Here is a 23157-nt window from a genome sequence, read left to right as displayed (position 1 = left end):
CAGCTGACTTTGCCAGTACAAGTGAGAGGGAGCGCTCCGCACGCTCACGCCGGGTATTGAATCAAGAGGAGGCTACCCAGCGTTGAGAGTTGTCATTGTCTGAATTTCATGGTCTGACAAAGTAGATATCAAGCTCATCCAGAGCGTTTCCTGAATTAAACGATGTTCTATTGGCCATAATGACTGATCCATACCCCGAACTCGGGTATATCCGCATTTCACTATGAAAGCCTGCGCCTCCACCTTCCTTGTAATAGTAAGTAACACCTTCAAGTGTGCCGATGTGCCAACCAAGTGTCATCGTTATTTCTTTGCCGGAGTTAAGCTGTTGCTGTTGGTAAAGTTGTCTTTTCGTACGGCTTGTTAAAAGTTTGGAGTCTTCGGATAACAAGTCTTGCAATATCACCGAAAAGGCTCTTGCCGTGCCAATAGCCCCCCCGAATGAAGGACCATTAAGGTAAACATTTTCGATGTGCGTCCAGCCGCTTTCATCTTTACCGATAACGTCCGAATCGACAAAAAAACGACCAAAGATCCCCATAAATGACCATGTCTTTAAGTAACCCTTTGCATGATTGCTTTCATTGATAATTCTGAAGCCGATTTCATCGGGTGTAAGTTTCAACGGCCGAAAAATACGATGCTCCATATAGTCCGCATATGCCATTCCAGAAGCGTGCTCGATAACAGCACCCAGCAACCAGTAGCCAATATTATTGTACTGATACTCTTCACCTGGCATGAATTCCACTTCGTCATGGTGTTGAAGCACTGCCTGACGTGCACCTTTCTCGTCAAAATTGGAATGCTCTTTTACAAGATGTACCCATTTAAGGGGAATGGGGTTGGGTATCCCGGAAGTGTGATTCAATAACTGCCGAATTGTGATGGCAGGGCTGTAAGGGTGCTCCACATACGATGCCGCTCTGTCATCCAGGCGTACCTTTTTCGCTTCAACCAATTGTAATATGGCAATAGCCGTCAGTGTCTTGGTCATCGAAAATGCCGCCATCGTTTGCCCGGCATTAAGAGGTTCATGTTTCGCTACATTTGCAAGACCACCGGTACGGCTGAATACAGTGGCATTCTTATCCACGACGATGTACTGGATGCCGGGTTCATCATCCGACACATAGTTACTCAAATGAAGGGTTACATCCTCATCTTTCAGCGATTCTAAATTACTAACCTGTGCAACCGTGCAACTTGCTAACATTATGGTTAGCAGCATAGAGAATTTGACTCTCACGTTGCGATACCTCATATCGGCTCGATGAATTACTACGTCTAGAGAATACGCCAGATGATAATAGCCAGGCCACAGGTTGAGGATCCGACTTACGCCGATGCTCACCAAGAGCCGCTGCTACCTTTGTTGTTATATGTGAATCTGATACAGATACCCTGACTCAAATTCGTTCTCAGCTTCGCATTTTAAGCTCCAGCCAAGTTTGTGCGCTACTTTTTGGCTCCCCAGATTATCGGATGCAATAAAGACTCTAACCTGGGAAAAGTCGATAGATTGAGCCAATTTCGATATTGCAGACTCGCACATTATAGACGCCAAGCCCTGTCCCCAAAACTTAGGACGAACGAAATAGCCAAAGTCTAACTCGCCATCCAGTTGAGTAACTCCGCAAAAACCAACAATTTCATTAGTTTCGGTAGACCTGAAAGCAAATCTGGTTTCTGCTTATTGCTCATTAGTAAACCAAACCTCTGCTTCTGAATCTGTCAGGGCCTTCTTGGTCCCAAAACCTCATAGCCGAAGAGTTTTGAAGCAAATCAAACACAGCGTTTCGATCGCTATCAACTAATTTGGAAATAATAACTCTCTCCACGCTTCCTCCTGAAATATACGTCTACTCGTATTCATGATCTAAATCAGTCCCTAAAATTCTACATTTTTTATTTTAAAGTACCAAATAGCGACCGGAATTTCGAGTGCGCCATAGGTAACAAGGGTAAACCAGAACCAATTGACGTCAAAAAATAATAAAGTAAATACTTGGCCACTACCCCAATAGTTAAAACCTACAACAAACAAAGAAAAGCCCGAAGTAAAAATATCATAAAATGAAATTTTATTTAAATTACTTCCGGCCAACTTTGGGTATATAGAAAGATAAGCAACTAAGACAATGACAAGATTTAAAAATACAACGGATAGCTCTGGTGAGTGCATTTGAAATAATACTCCTTATAATGATATCACTGTACTAAACGCGCACGATTATCGGGGATGACCTTGACGTCACGGTGTTCTTTTCGCCATCGTGACAGCATAAATGGATGGATGCGAGTGTTATAGCAAATTATTCGGCCTGATCCTCCTTGATCAGGCTCAGGAACACAGATTTTACTTTCAACTTTTTGAACAACACTGGTCTTTGTTGGCTGATGATACCTTAGCATAAGTCATCTTATCCGTTAGACTTTGGTATACCTTCTATCGGGTTGGATTCAGAGTTAAGAAATACGACGTGATGCAGCCGTGATGCAACTTGTTACAAGTGCGGCGAATTTTTCTAACTATTAAGAGCATACAGCTGTCCGCCACCTGCGACATAAATCTCTATTTGCTACTGGGCTGTTTGTTATGCATTTTTCACCACGAAGTGAACTTGTAACATCACAGAACTTTGTAGCGTTTTATATTCAATAGACTCTAGTACACCATAGAATCGCTGAAGATAATCTTCCGTAAGCTCCCCTTGATAGGACATTTTAAATTCAGGGTTATCTTCATTACGAAGCTCGATTTGAAGAAGAATTTCGCCACTACCTTTATAATCCTGTGATTCTTTCGTGAGTACTTCTTGAATAAATCCTATCAATTTTGCTAATTCTTCGGCTGTCGTATTCTTTTCAAAATCAGCCTGAGCACTAAGAAGCCTTACCCCTGAATTAATCACGCGCCCATCTTGGGGCTTACTCCCTCCGTCAGGCTGATATGTTTTCCAGTCCGCCACGTATGTCTTACCATCAACTGGATTCGTATACTCCTCTTGAGCAGCGAGTAATTATGAGAAAAAGCTCAGCAGTAGAACGATGATTATCCGCATATTATTCCTTGATGTATAACGCCAAGCTAAGCGGCGCAGCTTTGCTGCGTCCTTGCTTGAGCGCCTTGTTAGGGCTTTATGCCAGCTTAAATACGATATTGCCCGATTTAAATTGTTTTAGCTTAATAGCTGGATCATTTAGTATTGCCTCAGCGCCAGGTCCTAGCCAAAAGCTTTTTACAGCTTGGGTCGCAGGGTTCTCTGATTTCTCGTTGAAACAAACCAGAGAGTTGACGCTACGTTTTTTGAGCCAATTTCTTAATTTTTTGTACAGTGACTCAACTGCCTGATGCGACGAAAAGTTGTAAGCCCCGTCCAAATCAGTCGAAGTAATTGCAATGCGGCCGGAAGTAAGAACTCTGTCTTCTAGGAAACTTCGTTCATATTGGATGAAGCCATCATCCAGTAGAATCTCATCGAAGTGTTTCCCCTGCTTGATGCTTACTCCATGAATGCTACGAAGATACTCGTCAAAGAACGCATGATCATCTTGGTTCATGAAGTATTGAAATTCACTCCGCATCTCGATTCCTTTGTAGTCCTAACGCCCGCATTTGCGACTGGTTTGAAGCGAAGCGGAAAACCAGTCCGGCAACATGCGCTTGTTATGACATTACTTTATATATACAGAAAGTATTTGAGGCGAATTGTATACACAATCACTCACACTATCCGAAAATGCGATTCTTACTTCACTTCTAGTTGCTTTAGCCGTTAGGAGAGTAGCATAAATTTCTTTATATAAAGGATGTGCGGTTTTAAATCTGAAAGAGTTTTTGTTACTGCACTCTGACTGAGAGTGGGACTCGTTAACGTCTAAAAATATCGTATTTGAGGTGCTGATACCTAAACCTTTAACCGTGAAATCGTCACTGCCTGCTAACGATAGGCTTGGCAATAACATGCTTGCTAATAAAATAAAATTTTTCATGTATATCTTCCTTACTTTGTCATAACGCCGTACTGTACGGGTAAAAGCTTGGTGGTTGGTTACGCGTATAATGGCGAAGCCATGCACAAACAAGCGCTGAGTTTTGGCTCCGCACCAGCATCTTGTTATGCTTATTTCAGTATCATTATAGAAAAATCCCAAGCATTTGATCTCTGTGAACACGAGTCGAGATACCAAATTTCCACAGGGGTTTGTGTGGTTTTTGATACCAATGCGACTGACAGGACGGAATCAAACAGTGGATGATTGCTGCTAATGGCTATGCGCTTCTCATTTGATGCGCATGCCTTTGGGAGTTCATTTAGGTAAATAAAAACCCTACCTAATTGTTCAGTATTGTATATGTTAGGGTTTTCAGAGAACATTTTTATGTCCTGAACAACTCCTGTTGCAGAATACTTTGCTGCGTGTACAGTTATAGAAAACATACAAATCACGATTAGAAAAATAATTCTCATTGGTTCTCCTTTAGTGTGAGTTTCTTTGCGGAATCATAACGCCAATGTAAGAGGCGGCTTGGAGCGCAGCGGAAAGCCGTCCTAGCAGCGCCTTTTTCGGCGACTTAACATTTTTTTTATGTTTATTTGTATAAACGAACACCAAATATCTTAGGTTTATCCCCAACGCAACCTTTCAAACGTAAGCCAACTGGCTTTCCAGCCATAAATGCTGACAATAAAACTGACAATTTTTCCGAAGCACCATTATCATTATGGAGGTCAATTCTATACAAGTTTTTGTCGCCACAATTATCTGGATCTATCTTTGTACCGCTTGTTTGAATATCTATGTGGTCTTCCCATGGGGAAATGTAAGTAATTTCAGACTTTTCGACCTCGTTAGCACTAACATTTATCGAACTTGCTAGGATTAAGAAGGCAGATAATAATTTTTTCATTGTTTTTCCTTTAAAACATAACGCCGCCTTCTTGGGTTTATCCCAAGCAAGGTTTTGTTATATGGTAGTTAATCCTGTTCTTGCAATGCTGAAATAATACAAGTTTTCTGAGTGCTATCTACCACATACCTTAAATTTTTACCTCTGGCTTTAGCAGACATTGCATATGCATATAGCGATTTGTTATATTCAGTACCATCCATATTTATTTGTCCTCGATCATAAGAGCAATGATCGGCAAATTGACTGGATAAAATGTATGCAACTCCATTATTTAAGTATAATTCCCAACTAGTTAAAGTCGCTTCAGGCCAATACCTTCCTGCATTAGCAGTGACAGTCAAACTTAATGATACTGACAAGAACATAATCTGCTTGAATTTCATATTTTTGTTTTTCCTTATAGTAAATATTACGCCTGCTAGCAGAGGCGCACGAAGTGCGTCCTGGCTGCCTAGCTTTGTTATAAATCATTCAATTTCAATAGTTGATACAGTGCACACATTGCTCCCACTAGCAATATCATATGAGATTAATGACAACCTTTTACTAGCCATTTTCGCACTAAGTAAAGCTGACAAATACCCAGCTCCAGAGGAACTCTCTAAATCAAAATAAATAACCGAATGCACGCAGGAAGCAGATAGTGCTTCAGCTACTCGGAAATAGCCTTTCTTGTTACTTTCAATAGCAACATTAGTTACTGTTAAATTACGATCTATTTCGGCTGAACTCACTCCGAGTGAAAATAGTAGAGAAATAATAGCGATACCAAATTTCATTTTTAGCCTCCAATTTAGTCTTGATTTATAACGCCTGGGTAAAGGGCGAATTTAAGCATGGTATTGTGAGCGAAGCGAGCCATGCTTAAATTTGTCCATTTCACCCACTTGTTAAATCACGGATTAGTTGTTAAGAAGAGGGCTTTTGTCTGGGTACCACCTGCTATTAATCCACAGCCATCAGTATTCTCTGTGATTACATTTACCCTATGATTTGATGCTTTCGCAGCCATCAACATTGAAAGGGCTTCTTTTCTTTCATCCAGTGACCAATCTTTAAAGTAGCTCCAATATGAACCGGAGGTATCGCCTCGATTATTAAGATATACAACTGCTTTTAAACCAGTTCCTTTTTCAACCCAGATTCTTCCTATATGCAAGTTTTGACAGTCTGTTGTAGAAGCATTTGCTATCGACGAAAAAAACAAGCCCAAAGATAAAACATATTTTTTCATTGCTACTCCATTTAAAGGATATTTAACAGTTTATTCGTGTGCGTGCCTGATATTCTGGCGAGAGTCTTTCGAGATTACTCGTGTAACTAACTGATTTCATTGAGAAACCTTCCTTAGCAATACAACTCCTTCCTAGAAAAGCGTGCGCGCACACTATTTCGGCTACGGGGATGCCTACTATCTTGTAAACCACATCCGTAAACCACTGATTTCTTTAGTGTTTAAAGTATCACTGGAGAGGAATGCGGGCAAGCACGAAAACAAACTGCACTATCTTGGCTTGAATATATGAAATCATACTGTATGTTTAAACAGTATCTCTTTACATTTGGAGAATCGTATGACCAAGAGTAAGTTTTTGACAGAAATCCGCCAATACATGCGGCTTCATGGCTATAGCATTCGTACAGAGAACACTTATATTTACTGGATTCGGTTCTATATTCGTTATCATCGGCTCCAGCACCCTTCTGTCATGGGGCCGGAAGAAGTCATCTTGTTTCTGAATTTCTTGGCAAATCAGCGTGATGTTGCAATCAATACACAGAAGGTTGCTTTGAACGCTTTGGTATTCCTTTATAACAAATATTTGAAAAAGCCCTTGGGTGAACTGGGTTTTAGCCTCGCTACACGTCCGAGACATCTGCCAATCGTGATATCTTCACAAGAAGTGAATCAGATTCTCAAATGCTGTGAGCCAAGAGAACGGTTAATTTTTTCCCTGTTGTTTGGATCTGGTTTGAGAATCTCTGAATGTCTACGACTGAGAATTAAGGACTTTAATTTTAGTCAAGGCTCGCTATCTGTGTTTAATGGCAAAGGTGCTAAAGATCGAGTCACGATATTTCCACATAAACTGCAACCCTTTGTTGAAGAATATTTTCAGCGGGCTTTGTATATTCAGGTCGAAGATAACAATCAGGGTATTGGGCCTTCCATGCCTGGAGCGTTAGGGCGTAAATATCCTTCCGCTTATCGAGAAGCTGCGTGGATGTTTATCTTCCCGTCCAGCAGGTTGTGTACACATCCAGCAACAGGAGTTTTATGTCGTCATCACCTAGATGCGTCGGTGCCCAGAAAGGCATTAAGGCTAGCAGTGAAGAATGCAGGGTTATCAGCCAAACGGATTTCATGTCATACCTTCAGACACAGCTTCGCAACAGAATTACTGCGCGCTGTACAAGATATTCGCACAGTCCAGGAATTATTAGGTCATAGTGATGTTTCTACCACTCAGATATATACCCACGTGTTAGGCCAGCACTTTGCAGGCACCACCAGTCCAATCGATTTATTAATGTAAAAGTCTCTGGATCAGCAGAAACGTGATTCAGAGACTTTAAGTAGACAGACTCAGGTTTTACAGCCGTCGGCTACGGGCAAAACCAATCAACACAACCAATATCGCAAACACAACCAGGGCTAACTGTATCCAGGCTGGCTGCAGGCTTACTTCAGCATCACTGTGTAGTTCATCCTGCTGTTGCTGATCAGCTTGTTCGCTTGGTTGCTGGGATTGAGATTCTTCAGCTTGCTGTTGCGCAGCTGCCAGCTCTTCTGCGCTCACCTCCAGCTCAGCAATACGGGTGTATTCGGGTTCCTGTCCGGCGGTTTCATCTACCGGGCGGGCCAGATCGATTTGTTGTTTCAGTGCTTGCCATTGCTCGCTGCTCAAGTGTTGCTCCAGCCAACCTAGCATCGGGTTATCCGGGTCGGTATGGCCGCTGCCGGGTAAGCCGTTGTCAGCCACCAGTTCGGCAAATTCGCTTGCCAGTTGTTGTACGGTTTGGTCGTCGGCGTTCCAGAAGTCTTTATGAATCGCCACCAACATAATGGCCAGCATGTTGGCTTTTACGTGAGCGTTATGACCTTGCTGCAGAAACTCATCCAGCTGTAACTGATGTTTGTCATCGATATACACGGCTTTAACTTCTTCCCAGGCCCAGTCGCCGACCAAGGTTGGGTTCGTCACCTGCCAGCCCCACAGGTATTCGAGAAATTCGTTACCCATGGTGCGGGCACCGGCGTAACCGTGTTCCATCAGACCTTTCAGCCACTCCGGGTTTAAGAACCGACCACGTAATTCCTGACGTAAGGCTAAGCCTAACGGGCGGGCTTTAAAGTTTTGTGGATCGCTGTGATCGAGTACAAAATTATTGGGCGCCTTGCCGCTAACGGATTCCACCGCCAGGCTCAACCCCCCCAGATAATCAAAGGCGTCGTTGTTATCAATCAGGCCATACAAATTACTGGAGCGGCCGAAGTAGGTATTTTCCACGTCTTTAAGCAGAGTTTTAAAGGCCTTTTGTGCCGGAGCACCAAAGTCATTTAAGCCATAGCTGTGGCCAATACGGCGAATATACACATCGGCCAGTTCGTTGCGGTTTTCCCAGGCACCAGAACGTTCCACCATACGGTTAATACCAGCGCCATAACTCCCCGGTGCATCACCGAACACACGCATGCTGGCAATAATGCCGGCTTTTTTCTCGGCTACGCCATCACGCAATAACACGCGTGCCTGATTAACCCAGTGCTTCGCCACCTGGTTAAATTGCAGTGATTCAGAACCGCCTTTGGCATCCTTTCCTAGCAGGCTAAGCGCTTCAGATAATGCCAGGGTTAATGCCGGATAATCTTTGCGAATGGTATCGGACGAAGCATCCAGTGCCATTAATGATGCACGATTTAACAGCGACATTTGCTGCCCGTATAAATCGCGGAACAGGCCTGAACTGGTAAATACCATATCGCGACGGCTGCGGCCTTCGGGCAGTATCTGACGTTTTAATCCTTTTACCAGGCCACGGCTGTTCCATATCGGTTCCAGACCCAACATATCCAGGCCAAAGGCAATCATCACACCTTCGTCACGGACTACGTCAGAAGCCCATAAGATAATGGCTTCATTTTTATCGGCGGTTTGTGGGTTATTTTTACGCGCATCGGCGGCCATTTCTTGGCCCAGCTGCCAGGCCAGCTTGGATGGAATTAAACTGGAATCCAGCGCATAGAAGTTGCGCCCGGTTGGTAAACTATCGGGGCTGCGAATCGGGTCGTTACCCTGACCCGGAGCGACATAACGGCCGTTTAAGCCATTCATCAGGGCAGCCATTTCAGCATCCGGTGATTGTTTTAATAAATCTTTCCAACCGGATTGTGTTTCTTTTTGTTCAGCCGTCAGCGGTTTTCCATTGTCATCGGAGTGACGGCCCAGCATCGACTGCAGCATCATCTCGACGGCATCAGCGTTCCATTCTTTGCCAAAGATATGCAGACCCAATGGCATAAAACGTTCCTGTAAGTCCGTCAGATAATGGCCAACTTCGTGAACCAGCATATCGTCGTTGACTTCTTCAAAACTGATGCCCATAACAGCCAGTTCCGCTGACATGGCCTGAGCCAGTTCATCTCGCAGTTCCAGCTGATCCACTTTAGCAACAATTTGCTGCACTAAGCGTTCTGCCACAGCCTCGTTGCCGCTGCCGTGGCTGGCCTCAAAGCTTTCAATTAACTGCCGCAGCTGCAGTAACTCATCGTACAGCGGGGTACTTTCTAAGGGTGGCGTCAGATGATCAACCATGACCGCCAGGCCACGGCGCTTGGCTTGAATACCTTCGCCAACACCGTCCACGATGTAAGGGTAAATCCCCGGAATATCGGCGCCGATAATACGCGAATAATCATCTTCTCCGAGGCCCACGCTGCGGCGCGGTAAGAATTCATACGTCGAGTGACGACCTAAGTGCACATAAGCGTCGGCTTTAAAGGTATTGCGTAGAAAATGATAAAACGCCAGGTACTGGTGAGGTGGTGGAAAAGCCAGGTTGGCGTGCAACAGTTCTTCATTAATTTGCCAACCACGTGGCGGTTGGGGGCCAATAAACACGTTACCAAATTGCAGACCCGGGAGTAATAACTGATTGTTAAAAGTCATTACGTTACCGGGGGCCGGTCCCCAGCCCCCCAAACCTTCAATTCCGGTTTTTTGCAGGGCGGTAATTAATTGTGGGGCTTGTTTATCCATGCAAGCCGGGTATTGGCCGTTATTGGTCTTTTCGGCGGCTTTTACGGTGTTGACGTAGCACACTTCCAGTTGTTCGATTAATGCCAGAGCACGCTCCCGGCCTTTATGATCAACCCCTTCTAACAAGTGATGCATTTCTTCAAAGGTGTGGTGTAACAGGCCATCCGCCAGCTCTGGTTTTTTCGCAACCACTGCGGCTTTTAATTGTTCGTGTAATAAACCGAACGGACCATTAATCATTTCATTGCGAACGGAGTCTGGCAGTTGATCAAACCAACTTTGATAATCGGACGGTGCCATGGTCTGGATTTTATCCGACATGTTTTTTAATGCCGTGGCATCCCGTGGCAGATTGACCCCGCGTAATTGCATTTCATCGAGCAGCGCTTCTTGAGAGGCAGGCAGTTCTCCAACGTTGTACCCTTGAGCTTTTAACTGATTCAGAATTTGCCATAACGACGCCGGTACATCGAGGTTATCGGCACCAATATTGTGACGCCCAGGAGGGTGGTTGTAATACACAATGGCGATGCGTTTGTTGGCATTGTTTTTTTGTTGCAATGCTGCCCAGCGCGATAGACGCGATGTTAATGCAGTTAAGCCATCTTGTTTCGGCTCAATCGCCTGAATACGAATACCACTGATCGGATCGTTTTGCGGCTCACCGGCGCTGGCGATAATCAGTGGCTGAGACGCTCCCTGAAGTTCCGGCATTGCCACCTGATAGTACACTTTCTCGGCGGCCAAACCGTCGGCTGACAACTGATGTTCCAGCGCGCTGCGGTCGCGTAATTTAATCGCTTTTAACAGAGGCACATTTAATTGCTGCAATAATGCGTTGGTGCGCTCACGACCCTCGCCACCACCAATCACAAAATCCTGCAGCATAACAATGGCGCTGAGCTGATCCTGGTAGGGCAACAGCTGTTCAACGGCTTTGACTCCGGCTTCACCCCAGTAAGCCAGCGATGCAATACATCGCTGGCCTGGCTGTTCGTTATCGGGATTTTCGATCTGGCTGCACAGTTGGCGTAATAAAGCGACATCGGCCGGACGACCACCACCGGCGTGATCCAGAATGGCAACCAGTGATTTCTTTTCTGACGCAGCTTCTGAATTTAATGCAGGCAGTTGATTCTGGATTTTGCCATTCGTGTACCAACGTAACCTTGGCTGTGGCAGCGGAGCGCTGGCCGGAGTTTCCGCACCGGTTTGGCGAAAAACCCAGCTGAATAATGCTTTGCTGTTTTCAGCGCCGCCCGCCTGCCAGTAAGCACGGGCCTGTAACCATTTGGCCTGGGCCGGATTCTTTTGTTGGATAGCATTCAGCCAGCGGGCGAAATCATCGGTGGCGCGCTGTTTACTGAGTTCACCAACCTGTTGCTGGTTGCCGAAAAAATTTTTCCCACCCAGTTCGCTCATACCAACCAATCGATGGTCACTGTTAAAAATCAGTAAGGGCTTTTGTTGCTGTTTAAATTGTTTGAACAGTGGCGACAATTCGGCCACCGCCGGTCCGAATAAACCGGCACCAATAATTGCTCTGGCATTGCCGACCAGCTGCGCTCTTTGGTTCTCGTCGGCTTCATAAATCTGGTTGTCGGTGCGCGCCTGAACCGCTAGCTGTGGATACTGCAGTTTGAATAAGCGTGCCGCTTCCGCCACGGTCTCTGCATTACGTTGGGAGGTCAGAACCAGCAAATAGTCTGGTTCGTTTGCCGTTAGCGCCTGTGTCTGGCAGATCATACTGACCAATAACAGCAGCTGAGCCATGTGCATCAGTAACGGTTTTAGCGAAAGCCGTTGAACAAACAACAGCTGTTTAAAAATTACCATGAGTACCTCAAGTCGGTTGGGCTTGAGGGAGAGAAGAAGTACTGCTTGAGTCTGCCACAACGCGAAGGTCGCCGGCATACCGTTCAGTACCGAGTATTCCCGCCCGGTGCATTTATTGGCTCATACTGATCATCAGCAGAGTAATCTGAGACGTTTGTGTATCTGGCTTCAGCACAGAAAAGCTCTGCTGTTACAGTTGCGGGTACAGCCCCGGAATTTCACCGGTGTTCCACACAGCTTCGATATTTCAGTACCCGAACAGGCGGCAGTCACACACACGGTCTGACTGATCCGCAATACTCTGGAACTGCCTCTGCGCAATTGAGTGAGAGGAAGAAGCATTTCGTCGCTGGTTGTTCTACCCGGCACTGGCATAAATGTCAATTTGACCGGCAGTTCGTTTGTTCTGGGTGTAGCAGGTCTGATGGTGATTTTGCCTGCGGCAGAGTGACAAAGTAGGGTAATATCGTTGCTCGAATGAGAGAGGGGCTTAAGGTATGGAGTTTGCCGAATGTGTATCGTTTATTCTGATTCAGGACGGTGCGGTACTGGTTGAAAAGCGTCGCAGCGATAAAGAATTTGATCCGTCGCTGCTCATGGTTCCTGGTGGCCACATGGAAGCGGGCGAAGACCAGCTGGAGACGCTGGCGCGCGAGCTTGAAGAAGAACTGAATATTGAAGCGCGATCCGCCGGTTATGTTTGTTCGCTGGTACACACGGCCGAATCGGATTCTGCATCGGAAGTGCAACGTTTGCATTATTATCTGGTGAGTGATTGGCGGGGCGATATCGAAGCGCTGGAGGCCGAGGCGGTGTATTGGCTGAACCTCGATGAATTATCACAACTGGATGCCGAACCGGATCGTATTGCCGTTGCAGAAGCCTGCCGTTTGTATGTGTCCTGATATGGGAATTTAATTCCGTTTAAATGCACGTTTAATGTTATTTTATAACATTAAACATGCGGTATTTTTTATTAAATAAGCCGATTATTGCCGTATTTATTAACGGTTTTGAATAATCATTCAAACGAAAATAAAACTGTAATATTTGCTGCCTAACATGCCGCGCTATTCACTGACTTGTTTATTAAAGTCAGGCAATTCTTACAATAAAATGTGGTAGGCATCACAATGAAAACACTCGCTAAACTTTCTGCCGCTGTTGTTGCGGCCAGTCTGATGGTTGCCTGTGGCAGCGATTCCAACTCTGAATCGGATGCCGATAAGGCACCACTGGTTAATAACGGCAAAGTAAAAAATCTGATCCTGATGATTGGTGATGGTATGGGCCCGCAGCAGGTGGGTTTACTGGAAGAATATGCGCGCCGCTCCCCGGCCAATGCAGCCAACATTAATAAGGTGACGGGTTTACAGAAGCTCGCGGAAGGCGGCGCTCTGGGACTATCCATGACGGCTCCTATGGGTGCAAATCCGGGATTAATTGTTGATTCTGCATGTTCTGCCACGCAGTTAGCGACCGGTAAAGGTTCGATTTCTGAAGCCGTGGGTCTGGATGACCAGGGTAATAAAGTCGAGACCATTCTGGAAAAAGCCATGAAAATGGGTAAAGCAACGGGTCTGATTACTGATACTCGACTGACTCACGCAACCCCGGCTGGTTTCGCGTCTCACCGTCCACATCGTTCGATGGAAAATGAAATAGCGGAAGACCTGCTGGACGCTGGTGTTGATGTACTGCTCGGTGGTGGCTCTCGTCATTGGGCGCCGAACGTTGACGACTTTGGTGCGCTGGCAGCTGAATTAAATGCGCCAACCCATGTGATTAAAAAGTCAAAGCGCAGCGCCGACGATGACCGTAATCTGTTTAACGAAGCAAAAAGTGCGGGTTACGCTCTGGCGTTTGATAAAACTCAAATGGCATCCGTTAAGCAAGGCAAGTTGTTAGGTTTATTTGATGATTCAGCGATGAATGATGGTATCGAATACACCGCTTGTAAAAATACCACGGCTCCGGAAGCTGGCAGCAAATGCGCGGATGAACCGTCACTGGTAGAAATGACCAAAAAAGCGCTGGATATTTTATCGCAGGACCCGGACGGCTTCTTCCTGATGATCGAAGGCGGTCAGATTGACTGGGCAGGGCACATTAATGATACCGGTTGGTTATTGCACGAAATGCTGAAGTTTGATGAGGCAGTGCAAGCGGTTCATGAATGGGTTGCCGAGCGTGATGACACGTTGGTGGTGGTAACAGCTGACCATGAAACCGGTGGTTTTGGTTTTGCTTACCACAAACATGAAATTCCTGAAGCGAAAACTCTGGCGGGCGACGGCATGGTCAACGCGGATGGTAGCGACCGTGCGTATAAGCCTCAGTATAACTTTGGCGCACTGGCGACTCTCGATAAGATCTACGCTCAGGAGCGTTCTTTTTACGATATCCTGAGTTCCGTAAACGGTGACTGGGATTTCTCGAATACCACTGCCGCGGCCTGGGTTGAAGAAGTCAATAAAAGCATGCACGCTGATTTCCACATCAGCAATGAATCCGGTGAACGTATTGCTGCACGTTATGATGTGCCGGCAGAAGACGTTCACCCAGATCATAAATACCTGAAAGCGACCAACATTCCGAAGTTTAATGATTTCTCTGACTTCTATGTTTACGCTGACGAAGACACCGGTGCCTTAATTGCGCGTGAAGTTGCGGCCCAGCAAAGCGTTTCCTGGGGTAACGGTACTCACACCGCAGCGCCAGTACCGGTATACGCATTTGGTCCCGAGGCAATTACCAAAAAGTTCTCGACCATGCAGCATCACACAGATCTGGGTCAGAAAATGATCGATGCCTTGATTGTGGAATAATCCTCGGAATTATTGCGCAAACCCACCAATTAAAACGCGGCGTTCAGCCGCGTTTTTTTATGCGGTTCAATACTGTGATTCATCACCATAGTGAGTAGCTTTCACTTTTCATAAGCTGACATTCCTGTTACTGTTCGGCCTCGTTTCAGGTGCCTGTGTGGCAAATTTTAATTGCAGACACGGGATAATCGGGAAACAGGTAAGGCACATTTTGTGATGCTATTCCTGTACTGCCCCCGCAACGGTATGAAGTGTTTGTCGTACACCAACGCTATGAGCAGCTGTTGGTCAATGCAGACGAATTGGTTTTTCAACCACGGCAAGATCACAACCATTGTGATGTGCCGGAAGGTAAACCCGGAATGTTCACAACGTTCTGACTTTGAGTCCGGAGACCGGCCTGTAACAACATGATTTCAGGCGGGGTGACCTGAGCAGCATGATACAACTCTGTTTTTCTGCGGCGTATTTTTCCGTCGTTGTATCTGTGTTTTCGCATCAACTCCCCAGCTATTAACGAATATTGAACGGACTTTGCTTGCTTAGGTTATGCCTAACAATCCCGGTCTCAATGGAGAGTGTTGTGTTTTCCTCTGTGTCTCTCAACCTGATGCATCAACTGACCAGTGTGTTGCTGGAACCTGTGGTATGGGCGCTGCTGTTTTTTATTTTGCTGGCGTTATACGAATCTGGCCTGGCCCTTGGCGAGCGTTTTGGCGGTATTCGTCGTTTAGTCAGAAACGGTGATCAGGCGCTGTTAATTCAGGTCGGTAAACGTCGTATAGAACGAGCTGATTTTATTACTCGCATTGCGCCCATGCTTGGTCTGATGGGCACACTCATTCCACTGGGACCGGGTCTGGCGGCATTGGGTGATGGCGAATTAACCATTCTGACCACGGCCATGACAGTTGCCTTCGACACTACGGTGATCGGGCTGTTGGCCGGTATCGTGGGATTTGTGCTTGGGCGAGTGCGTCGGCGCTGGTATGACCGCGCGGTACAGGAATTGGAGGATAACCAAACAGACGCCGGAGCCGGATCATGAATGATCGCTGGCGCTCTTCCTCATTTGATGCTCAGGACGATGAGCCGCTCGGGCCATTAGCCAACCTGGTCGATATCATGCTGGTATTTGCCTGCGGCTTAATTGCAGCGCTGGTAGCCGTCAGCCCGGAATTAAAAAAACATTTTAAATTAGAAGACACTGTTAGATTAGAACGCAGTCAGGAATTAATTGATATTCCGGAATCACTGCGACAGCAATTAGAAAACGGTGAAGGTAGCGGTTATCAGTCGATGGGGCAGGTATATCGTGATCCTCAAACCGGTAAGCTGATTTTAATCAGCAAATAAATACTAAAATTACTGTATTAAATATTTCATTTAATTATTTGTTATAAGGTAACAATATGAAAATTTCACCGTTGGCGTTGTCCATTGCGGCCGCTTCCCTGTGTGTTAATCAGACAAATGCAGCCGGTATTAATTCATCCGCAGACGAAGCACAGCTAACCAATGTGACGGTATCCAGTCAGGCGCAGATTGGTCGTGCTGTATCGGCCTCGATGGGGACCGTCATCGCTGAGCAAATTGAACAACGTCCGATCAGTCGTGCCGGTGAAGTACTGGAAACCGTTCCTGGATTAATTGTTACCCAACACAGTGGTGAAGGAAAAGCCAACCAGTATTTCTTGCGCGGTTTTAACCTCGATCACGGTACTGACTTTGCCACTTTTATAGACGGTATGCCGGTTAACATGCGAACTCATGGCCATGGCCAGGGGTATACCGATATTAATTTTATTATTCCGGAAATGATTGAATCTCTGGATTATAAAAAAGGTCCTTACTACGCCAGCGAAGGCGACTTTGCCAATGCCGGGGCCGTACGTTTACACAGCCGTCAAGATTTGGATCACAACCTGATAAAACTGGGTGTTGGAGAATACGGCTACCAACGCTTACTGGTTGCCGGTGGTAATGAGCTGGAAAACGGTAACAATCTACTGGCCGCATTTGATGCCAGCCAGTACGACGGCCCATGGAAAGTCGCGCAGAATCAGGAAAAATATTCAGCGTTATTAAAATACACCTTCGGTGACAGCGTTAATGGTGGGGCGGTGACGGCTATGGCTTACCAGAACGACTGGACGGCGACCGATCAGCTACCTCAACGTTTTGTTGATAACGGCGGCGATCGTTTTGATTCGCTGGATAAAGATTCGGGCGGTAAAACTCACCGCCGCAGCCTGAGTTATCAGGGCTGGAACGATTTCTCCGGACGTGAATTAAAAACCAACGCCTATCTGATTGATTACGGACTGCAGCTGTTTGCCAACCACACTTACGCCATCGACCAGGACAACGGTGACGAATTCCGTCAACACGACGAACGTAAGATACTGGGTGGCTCCGCGTTACTGGATTTATACAACGGTGATCAGAGCCAATGGCAGGCAGGATTTGATGTGCGTCATGACCGCATTTCCGACGTGGGCCTGTCAGGTACCCAAAACCGTGTAATTTATGAGCGTCGTGTCCGTCACCGTGCGGAAGAGACCGGCCTGGGTCTATTCGTACAAAATAATTACCAGTGGAATGACGCATTACGTACTCAGATTGGTGCACGTTTTGACTACTTGTCGGCCATTGTTGATAACCGTTTAACAGGTAACAGCAGCGGTGAAAGTGATACCCGCGTCAGTCCGAAATTCAATTTAATCTATCAGCTGGCCGAGAACACCCATGTGTTTGCCAACTATGGTCAGGGCTTCCACTCGAACGATGCCCGTGGCTTTGCCGAAAAAGACGCAACACCGATGGTACAGAGTGAGGGCGCAGACTTAGGTTTGCAGACTCAGCTTAATAATGATCTGCAGCTGGCTGTGTCTCTGTGGTGGTTAACACTGGATTCTGAACTGATCTTTGTCGGTGACGATGGAACCACGGAAGCATCGGATAAATCGGAACGCCGTGGCCTGGAAGCCAGTGTGTTCTGGCAGGCTAATAACTGGCTGATTATCGATTCGGACTTAGCCTTCAGCCGCGCTCGCCTTAAGCCTGAAGGTGAAAAAGAACAGTACATTCCGGGGGCGGTCGAGCAGGTATTCAGCCTGGGCATGACCATTGACGGCCTTGGGCCATGGGATGCGGGTCTGCGCCTGCGTCATTTCGGGAAATTTGCCCTGAACGAAGACAACAGCAAAAAAGCCGACGCCGTAACCTTGCTGAATGCCCAGGCGAACTACCAGGTTAACCGGGCGCTGGAGCTGGGTCTGGAGCTGATTAATATCACGGATGAAGAAGGTAACGACATTACCTATCTGTATGAATCCCGTCTGCCGGGCGAAACCGTACCAGCGGGTGCAGAGGGTATCGAAGACGTGCATTTCCATCCGGTTGAACCACGTATGGTGCGCGCAAACCTGACGTATAAGTTCTGATACGCATGGGATAAACACCCCGATTAACTCCCGCCTTGAGTAAAGGCCTTTGCCGCAGTTGGGTCAGTAACCACTGCGGCTTTTTTGTATCCGTTACTAACGTCAGAGTGCTGCCAACCTATGAATCGGAATGCCAATGAAAATCGCTTGCAACTAATACTTTTGACTATATAGTGTGCGACTTATACACAATAGCCATTACTCTCATTAAAGATAAGGAGCACGTATCATGAAAAGAATGACGCTTTGTGCTTTAGCATTAGGTGTTATTGCCGCGAATGCTGCACACGCAGAAACAACGGATAGTCCGCGCAATAACCCGTCTGCCGGAGATGACGTTTTATTGAATCAGGTTATCGTTGTGGGTGATAACTTCGAAGGTCGTACTGCAAGTGTCGGCCGAATGGATGCTGAGATCTCTGAAACTCCGTACTCAGTTTCTGTTATTACAGAAGACTTTTTCACCGCAACCGGTGTAAAAACGCTTCAGGATGCGCTGCAATACTCCGCTGGTGTAAACGGTGCATCATTTGGTATCGATACTCGTACAGATTCCTCTACCATTCGCGGTGTTGCACCAATTTTGTATCTCGATGGTATGCGTAAATCTGTTGGTAGCTTCAACAACACCCGACAGAATCCATTCACACTGGAGCGTATTGAAGTTCTGAAAGGCCCGGCATCCGTTGGTTACGGACAATCAGGCACCGGCGGGATTGTTAATATGGTGAGCAAGCGCCCCCAGTCCGACTTTGGCGGCGAAGTTTGGGCGCAGTTAGGTACCTTTGATCGCAAACAGCTGGCTGTGGATGTCACCGGTTCAATCGATGATGATGGTGAATGGTTATACCGTGTTGTTGCTTTGGGTCGTGATGCTGAGTCGCAGACAGATATGGTGGACGACGACAGCACCATCTTTATGCCATCTCTGACCTGGAATCCATCTGCTCAGACTTCTTTGACATTTATGGTCAATCGTCAGGAAGACAAAACCGGTTCCTCTACTCAGTTTCTGCCTCATACGGGCACTATCCTGCCGAACCCCAACGGACGCATTGATCAAACCGTGTTTCTGAGTGAACCTGAGTTTGACCGTTTTGATACTGAGCAGACGGCTTACACGATGAGCTTCGATCACATCTTCAACGAAGTGTTCTCCTTATCTGCTAACTACCGCGACTCGCAAAGCGAAAGCGAGTACCGGACAATGTATCCTCTGCTGTTCCCTGCGCAGTTCCAGCCGCTTATCTATCCCGGGAGCCAAGTTGTTGGTTTCTCTAACGATGGCCGCACTTTGAACCGTTCTGCTCTGGCAAGTGATCGCTCTGCTGACGCCAAGACTCTGGACATTCGTTTGAACGCTGACTTCCGTACAGGTGCTGTTGAGCATCGGGTGGTATTCGGTTTGGATGCGCAGGACATCACAACCGATAACGATTCTGCAGATCTGAATAACACGACGACTCTGTATCGAACTGCATTTATACCTGCTCTTATTCAAGCTGGCGGTAACCCTCTTGATCCGTTTAATAGCCCGGTTGCGGCGCAGCAAGCCGGTGTTATTGCCTTGCAACAAGCATTGCTACCACTGACGATTGACGTTTATAACCCGCAATATGGCAAGTTATCTGCCGATGCGAGCAACGCGCTGAAAGCTCTGAAACCTGTCAACGGACCATCATCGACTCTGAAGCAACAAGGCATCTACCTGATGGATCAGATTCGTTATAAGGACCTGATCGTATCGACTGGCGTGCGCCACGATAGCGTTAAGAACAGTACCCAGGGTGGCGATTCAGATAAGGACAGCGAGACAACTTATCAGCTCGGTGCTTTGTATCAGCTGAGCAATGGTGTATCGCCATACGTGAGTTACGCTGAATCGTTTGAAGCAATTCCTGGTACCGATACAGTCACGAATAAGCGTTACAAGCCTGCATACGGTGAGCAAACTGAGGTTGGTGTTAAATATCAGCCAGAGGGTACTAAGTTATTAGTGACCGCGGCTTACTATCAGATTGAAGAACAGAATCGTCTGGTCACCAATCCTGCTAATCCATTGGGTCAGGTTCAGGCTGAATCTGAAATTAATGGTTATGAATTAGAAGCGCAGGGCAGTCTGGGTCAGTTTGACTTTATTGCCAGCTACACAAATCTCGATGCAACCCGTAAGCCTAAAGCAGGTGGCTCTAAGACCAAGCTAGAAGCGGTTCCGGAAGAACAGGCATCGGCGTGGGTGACCTATCGTTTAGCCAATGAACTTGCGGGCCTTCGTATTGGTTTAGGATCGCGTTATGTGGGTAAAACCTATGACGGTACTGACAACCCTAAGCTGGAAACGGAAGCTTATACTTTGTTTGATGCCATGATCGGGTATGAAATGAAGAACTGGTTCCTCAGCTTGAACGGTCGCAACATTACTGACAAGCGTCACCTAAACTCATGTCTATCCCGTGGCGATTGTTTTGCCGGTGAGGAGCGCACTGTATCTGCTGATGTACGTTATAAGTTCTGATTAACCTTTATTCAGAATAACCAGCCGCATCTGAACTGTTCAGATGCGGCTTTTTTATTCCAACAAAACAACGGCTGGTTAAAAAACAACCAATCTGTAGGGGCGCTAATGTAAACGCCTGTTTGGCACCGTTATAAGCAACTCGTTCACAGAATTATCCACAGAATCTGTGGAAATCACGGGCGAATTTTCCCCACGAATATGTCTGCGCTGTCATAATTTCTGCGCATCCAGCCTTGACTTTAGTCAACCGACATAAAACTGGCACTTTTGTATCAAATAGGCCGGGAGCCATTGATATATAAGGGTTTTCTAAATTTTTCCTAGCTGTGTAAAAAATAGACCGTTTGGCTATAAGCCCGCATTAATAGGCTTTATGACGGTTTTTCGCAGAATATTCACAAACTTACCCACAGAAACTGTGGGCAAGATAGATATTGACAGCCGATGTTTATGCACAACACTGCCTGAGTTGATAAAAGGCTGTTTTTTATCAGTATGGCACTTGACTTGTGCACAACTGCGCACTGGTTAGACGGTTGTCGCGATTTTTGTATTCCTGATCACACTAACCAGCATAATCACTGCCAGGCCAGACCAAAAACACAGAACCAGAGGCGCTTCCAACAGAGACAGGGGATAACACACAAGGATCATGGCGGGTATGCCCCAGATCCAGCCTTGCCATGCCGCTGCTATTGCACCACGCTCACCTCGGCGTGCAAACCAGATGTTGATACCAAAGACACACACCAGAGTGAGGCTCAGACCCATAACGCCGTATAGAATCTTCACGGGTAAACCAGCAAAGTGCCCAAAGTGAATACGATAAGTCGAGTAGGCCAACTGACGCCCGGCAGGTCCACTGGCGAGTCCTTGATTATTGATCAGCTGTCCGTCGGCATCGAAGCGGTACATCTCTGAGTAGGTAAAGCGGCCAGGCAAGCGCGCAGCAATCTCTAAAAGTTGTTGTGGTTGCCCTGCTTGATGAATGACCAGATAAATTGGTTCTGCTTCGGGTACCTGTTGTTTCAGGTTGGCAAAGGCTGCGACGTAATCCACGTCGCTGCTACTTGACGTGACTTCCGGATCACTGCCGTATACTGCTTCGATCGCTGCTTGTTGGTCACCGTCGTAATAGGCGGTGGCGGTAGCGCCAATAATGACAGAGCTGAGGCCAATAAAGGCGCCGGTAATAGCAATCATCAGGTGAAAGGGCAGTAACCAAACGGATAACCGATTATGCCAATCCGTTTGTTGCTGCCGGTATGACTTGTTTTTACGCAGCAGAAACGCGTCTCGGAAAATGGTTGGGTGAGCGACAACGCCCGAAAAGATCAGTGCAACAATAAACACACCTGAAAAGCCGACAATTGTCATACCAAGCAGATGAGGAAGGTGCAGATTGGTATGCAGTGTTTTGATCATCTCTGTCCAGGGAACATTCGGTTGTTGAGCAAAACGACCGTCCTGATTGAGGTACCACTCGTCAGCACCATCGGTGATGTGAGTACGAGGAAAATCTCTGGTGGGTAAAACAATATAAATGGACTCGGGAGTGCGTTGCAGACGTTGCTGATATTCCTGTATGGCGGCAGACGCAAGCTCCGGAGAAAATTCATGATACTCCTGAACATCGCTCTGCTCCCAGCGGTCCAGTTCTTCGAAAAAGACCGTGATTGTTCCCGACAAACATACCAGATACAGCAATGCCGCCGTTGCGACTCCAAACAACCGATGCGCATTCAGGTTATTGCGTATCATCGGCGCAGAAAAAAACGTTTTCATTATTAGTCCTTCAGGAAATCAGGGGTACTGCCGCGATCAGGGAGAGTAATAACAGGGTTACCGAGGGGGTAAAGCGTGAGTCCGAGGAAACCATCCATATCATAAGAATTGGCCAGACCAGCAGCATTAAAAAGATACTGCTGACGATTCGGTTGGCGTTCAGTTCTGTCATCAGTTGCGGTACGCTCATCAGCAATAAAAAACTGGTTACGCTGGGTAAAATAAGCGCAGCGGTAACCCACGCTATTTTGGTCATACGTCGTTTAATTTTGTCCGTATCCCGATGTTTATGTACCGGCATGGTTAATCGTACGGATTTGCGGTTTCGGCCTGCAACCGTGAGCATCACACCGCTTAAGGAAAAAGCGATCAGGAAATATGTGATACCAAACTCGATACCCGAAGTATGGAGCCATAAGGGCAGCGGCATCAGTAATACAGCCGATACGACTATGCGTGATCGTGGAAATTTACTGCTTTTCTTCCAGATTAAATAGCAAACTGTAACCGATAACAGCGATGCTGAAATGGCAATCAGTAATTCAAACATAGCTATGCCTGTTCA

General features: G+C 46.6%; 19 protein-coding genes and 2 riboswitches. Of the genes, 7 read left to right on the top strand and 12 right to left on the bottom strand.

Annotation, left to right across the window (positions count from 1 at the left end; translation table 11 throughout):
• Window positions 1–106 precede the first annotated feature (106 nt).
• The 9 genes from MK185_10540 to MK185_10500 all read right to left on the bottom strand — a co-directional run bounded on the left by MK185_10540 (window position 107) and on the right by MK185_10500 (window position 6152).
• A complete protein-coding gene (locus MK185_10540) occupies window positions 107–1216 on the bottom strand; it encodes a beta-lactamase family protein (GenBank protein ID MCH2041059.1) in 1110 nt (369 codons plus the stop codon).
• Between the two features lie 675 nt (window positions 1217–1891).
• The gene (locus tag MK185_10535; protein MCH2041058.1) at window positions 1892–2185 is read right to left on the bottom strand and encodes a hypothetical protein; all 294 of its coding nucleotides are present in this window, start codon (window positions 2183–2185) and stop codon (window positions 1892–1894) included.
• Between the two features lie 412 nt (window positions 2186–2597).
• Entirely contained in the window at window positions 2598–2972 is a 375-nt protein-coding gene (locus tag MK185_10530) for a hypothetical protein (protein MCH2041057.1), read from the bottom strand.
• Between the two features lie 169 nt (window positions 2973–3141).
• Window positions 3142–3564: a hypothetical protein gene (locus tag MK185_10525; protein ID MCH2041056.1), complete on the bottom strand. Its 423-nt coding sequence runs from the start codon at window positions 3562–3564 to the stop codon at window positions 3142–3144.
• A gap of 114 nt (window positions 3565–3678) precedes the next feature.
• On the bottom strand, window positions 3679–3996 hold the full coding sequence (locus MK185_10520) for a hypothetical protein (GenBank protein ID MCH2041055.1): 318 nt from the start codon (window positions 3994–3996) through the stop codon (window positions 3679–3681).
• 601 nt (window positions 3997–4597) lie between these two features.
• Complete coding sequence (locus tag MK185_10515) at window positions 4598–4915, bottom strand: hypothetical protein (protein MCH2041054.1); 318 nt, start codon at window positions 4913–4915, stop codon at window positions 4598–4600.
• A 68-nt stretch (window positions 4916–4983) separates the two neighbouring features.
• Window positions 4984–5301 (bottom strand): hypothetical protein, encoded by a 318-nt coding sequence (locus MK185_10510; GenBank protein ID MCH2041053.1) that lies wholly within the window; start codon window positions 5299–5301, stop codon window positions 4984–4986.
• Window positions 5302–5385: 84 nt separating this feature from the next.
• The gene (locus MK185_10505; GenBank protein ID MCH2041052.1) at window positions 5386–5697 is read right to left on the bottom strand and encodes a hypothetical protein; all 312 of its coding nucleotides are present in this window, start codon (window positions 5695–5697) and stop codon (window positions 5386–5388) included.
• 116 nt (window positions 5698–5813) lie between these two features.
• Window positions 5814–6152 carry a hypothetical protein gene (locus MK185_10500; protein MCH2041051.1) on the bottom strand — a complete coding sequence of 113 codons (339 nt, stop codon included), beginning with the start codon at window positions 6150–6152 and terminating at the stop codon, window positions 5814–5816.
• 340 nt (window positions 6153–6492) lie between these two features.
• Between MK185_10500 and MK185_10495 the strand changes: the two genes are divergently transcribed.
• Window positions 6493–7455, top strand: a complete 963-nt coding sequence (locus tag MK185_10495) for an integron integrase (protein MCH2041050.1) — start codon at window positions 6493–6495, stop codon at window positions 7453–7455.
• Window positions 7456–7512: 57 nt separating this feature from the next.
• Here the strand turns inward: MK185_10495 and MK185_10490 are convergent, their stop codons facing one another.
• Window positions 7513–12015, bottom strand: coding sequence for a cobaltochelatase subunit CobN (locus tag MK185_10490; protein MCH2041049.1), 4503 nt, complete (start codon window positions 12013–12015; stop codon window positions 7513–7515).
• Window positions 12016–12173: 158 nt separating this feature from the next.
• Window positions 12174–12246, bottom strand: a riboswitch (cobalamin riboswitch).
• A gap of 266 nt (window positions 12247–12512) precedes the next feature.
• Between MK185_10490 and MK185_10485 the strand changes: the two genes are divergently transcribed.
• The 6 genes from MK185_10485 to MK185_10460 all read left to right on the top strand — a co-directional run bounded on the left by MK185_10485 (window position 12513) and on the right by MK185_10460 (window position 20804).
• Entirely contained in the window at window positions 12513–12920 is a 408-nt protein-coding gene (locus MK185_10485) for an NUDIX domain-containing protein (protein ID MCH2041048.1), read from the top strand.
• Window positions 12921–13148: 228 nt separating this feature from the next.
• The gene (locus tag MK185_10480) at window positions 13149–14843 is read left to right on the top strand and encodes an alkaline phosphatase (GenBank protein MCH2041047.1); all 1695 of its coding nucleotides are present in this window, start codon (window positions 13149–13151) and stop codon (window positions 14841–14843) included.
• Between the two features lie 130 nt (window positions 14844–14973).
• Window positions 14974–15262: riboswitch (cobalamin riboswitch) on the top strand.
• Between the two features lie 164 nt (window positions 15263–15426).
• Window positions 15427–15891: a MotA/TolQ/ExbB proton channel family protein gene (locus MK185_10475; GenBank protein MCH2041046.1), complete on the top strand. Its 465-nt coding sequence runs from the start codon at window positions 15427–15429 to the stop codon at window positions 15889–15891.
• The gene (locus MK185_10470) at window positions 15888–16199 is read left to right on the top strand and encodes a DUF2149 domain-containing protein (protein MCH2041045.1); all 312 of its coding nucleotides are present in this window, start codon (window positions 15888–15890) and stop codon (window positions 16197–16199) included. Before MK185_10475 ends, MK185_10470 begins: the two co-directional genes overlap by 4 nt.
• A gap of 56 nt (window positions 16200–16255) precedes the next feature.
• Complete coding sequence (locus MK185_10465) at window positions 16256–18289, top strand: TonB-dependent receptor (protein ID MCH2041044.1); 2034 nt, start codon at window positions 16256–16258, stop codon at window positions 18287–18289.
• Window positions 18290–18518: 229 nt separating this feature from the next.
• Entirely contained in the window at window positions 18519–20804 is a 2286-nt protein-coding gene (locus tag MK185_10460) for a TonB-dependent receptor (protein ID MCH2041043.1), read from the top strand.
• Between the two features lie 531 nt (window positions 20805–21335).
• On the opposite strand, the gene MK185_10455 is transcribed toward MK185_10460, so the two are convergent.
• Both MK185_10455 and MK185_10450 read right to left on the bottom strand, forming a co-directional pair.
• Window positions 21336–22592 carry a PepSY domain-containing protein gene (locus MK185_10455; GenBank protein ID MCH2041042.1) on the bottom strand — a complete coding sequence of 419 codons (1257 nt, stop codon included), beginning with the start codon at window positions 22590–22592 and terminating at the stop codon, window positions 21336–21338.
• Between the two features lie 10 nt (window positions 22593–22602).
• Window positions 22603–23142, bottom strand: coding sequence for a hypothetical protein (locus MK185_10450; protein MCH2041041.1), 540 nt, complete (start codon window positions 23140–23142; stop codon window positions 22603–22605).
• Between the last annotated feature and the right edge of the window lie 15 nt (window positions 23143–23157).

It is taken from the genome of Saccharospirillaceae bacterium (assembly GCA_022448365.1).
Taxonomy (GTDB): Bacteria; Pseudomonadota; Gammaproteobacteria; order Pseudomonadales; family Oceanobacteraceae; genus Bacterioplanoides.
Note: the sequence above shows the minus strand (reverse complement) of the source record. Positions and strands in the feature narration are given on the sequence as shown.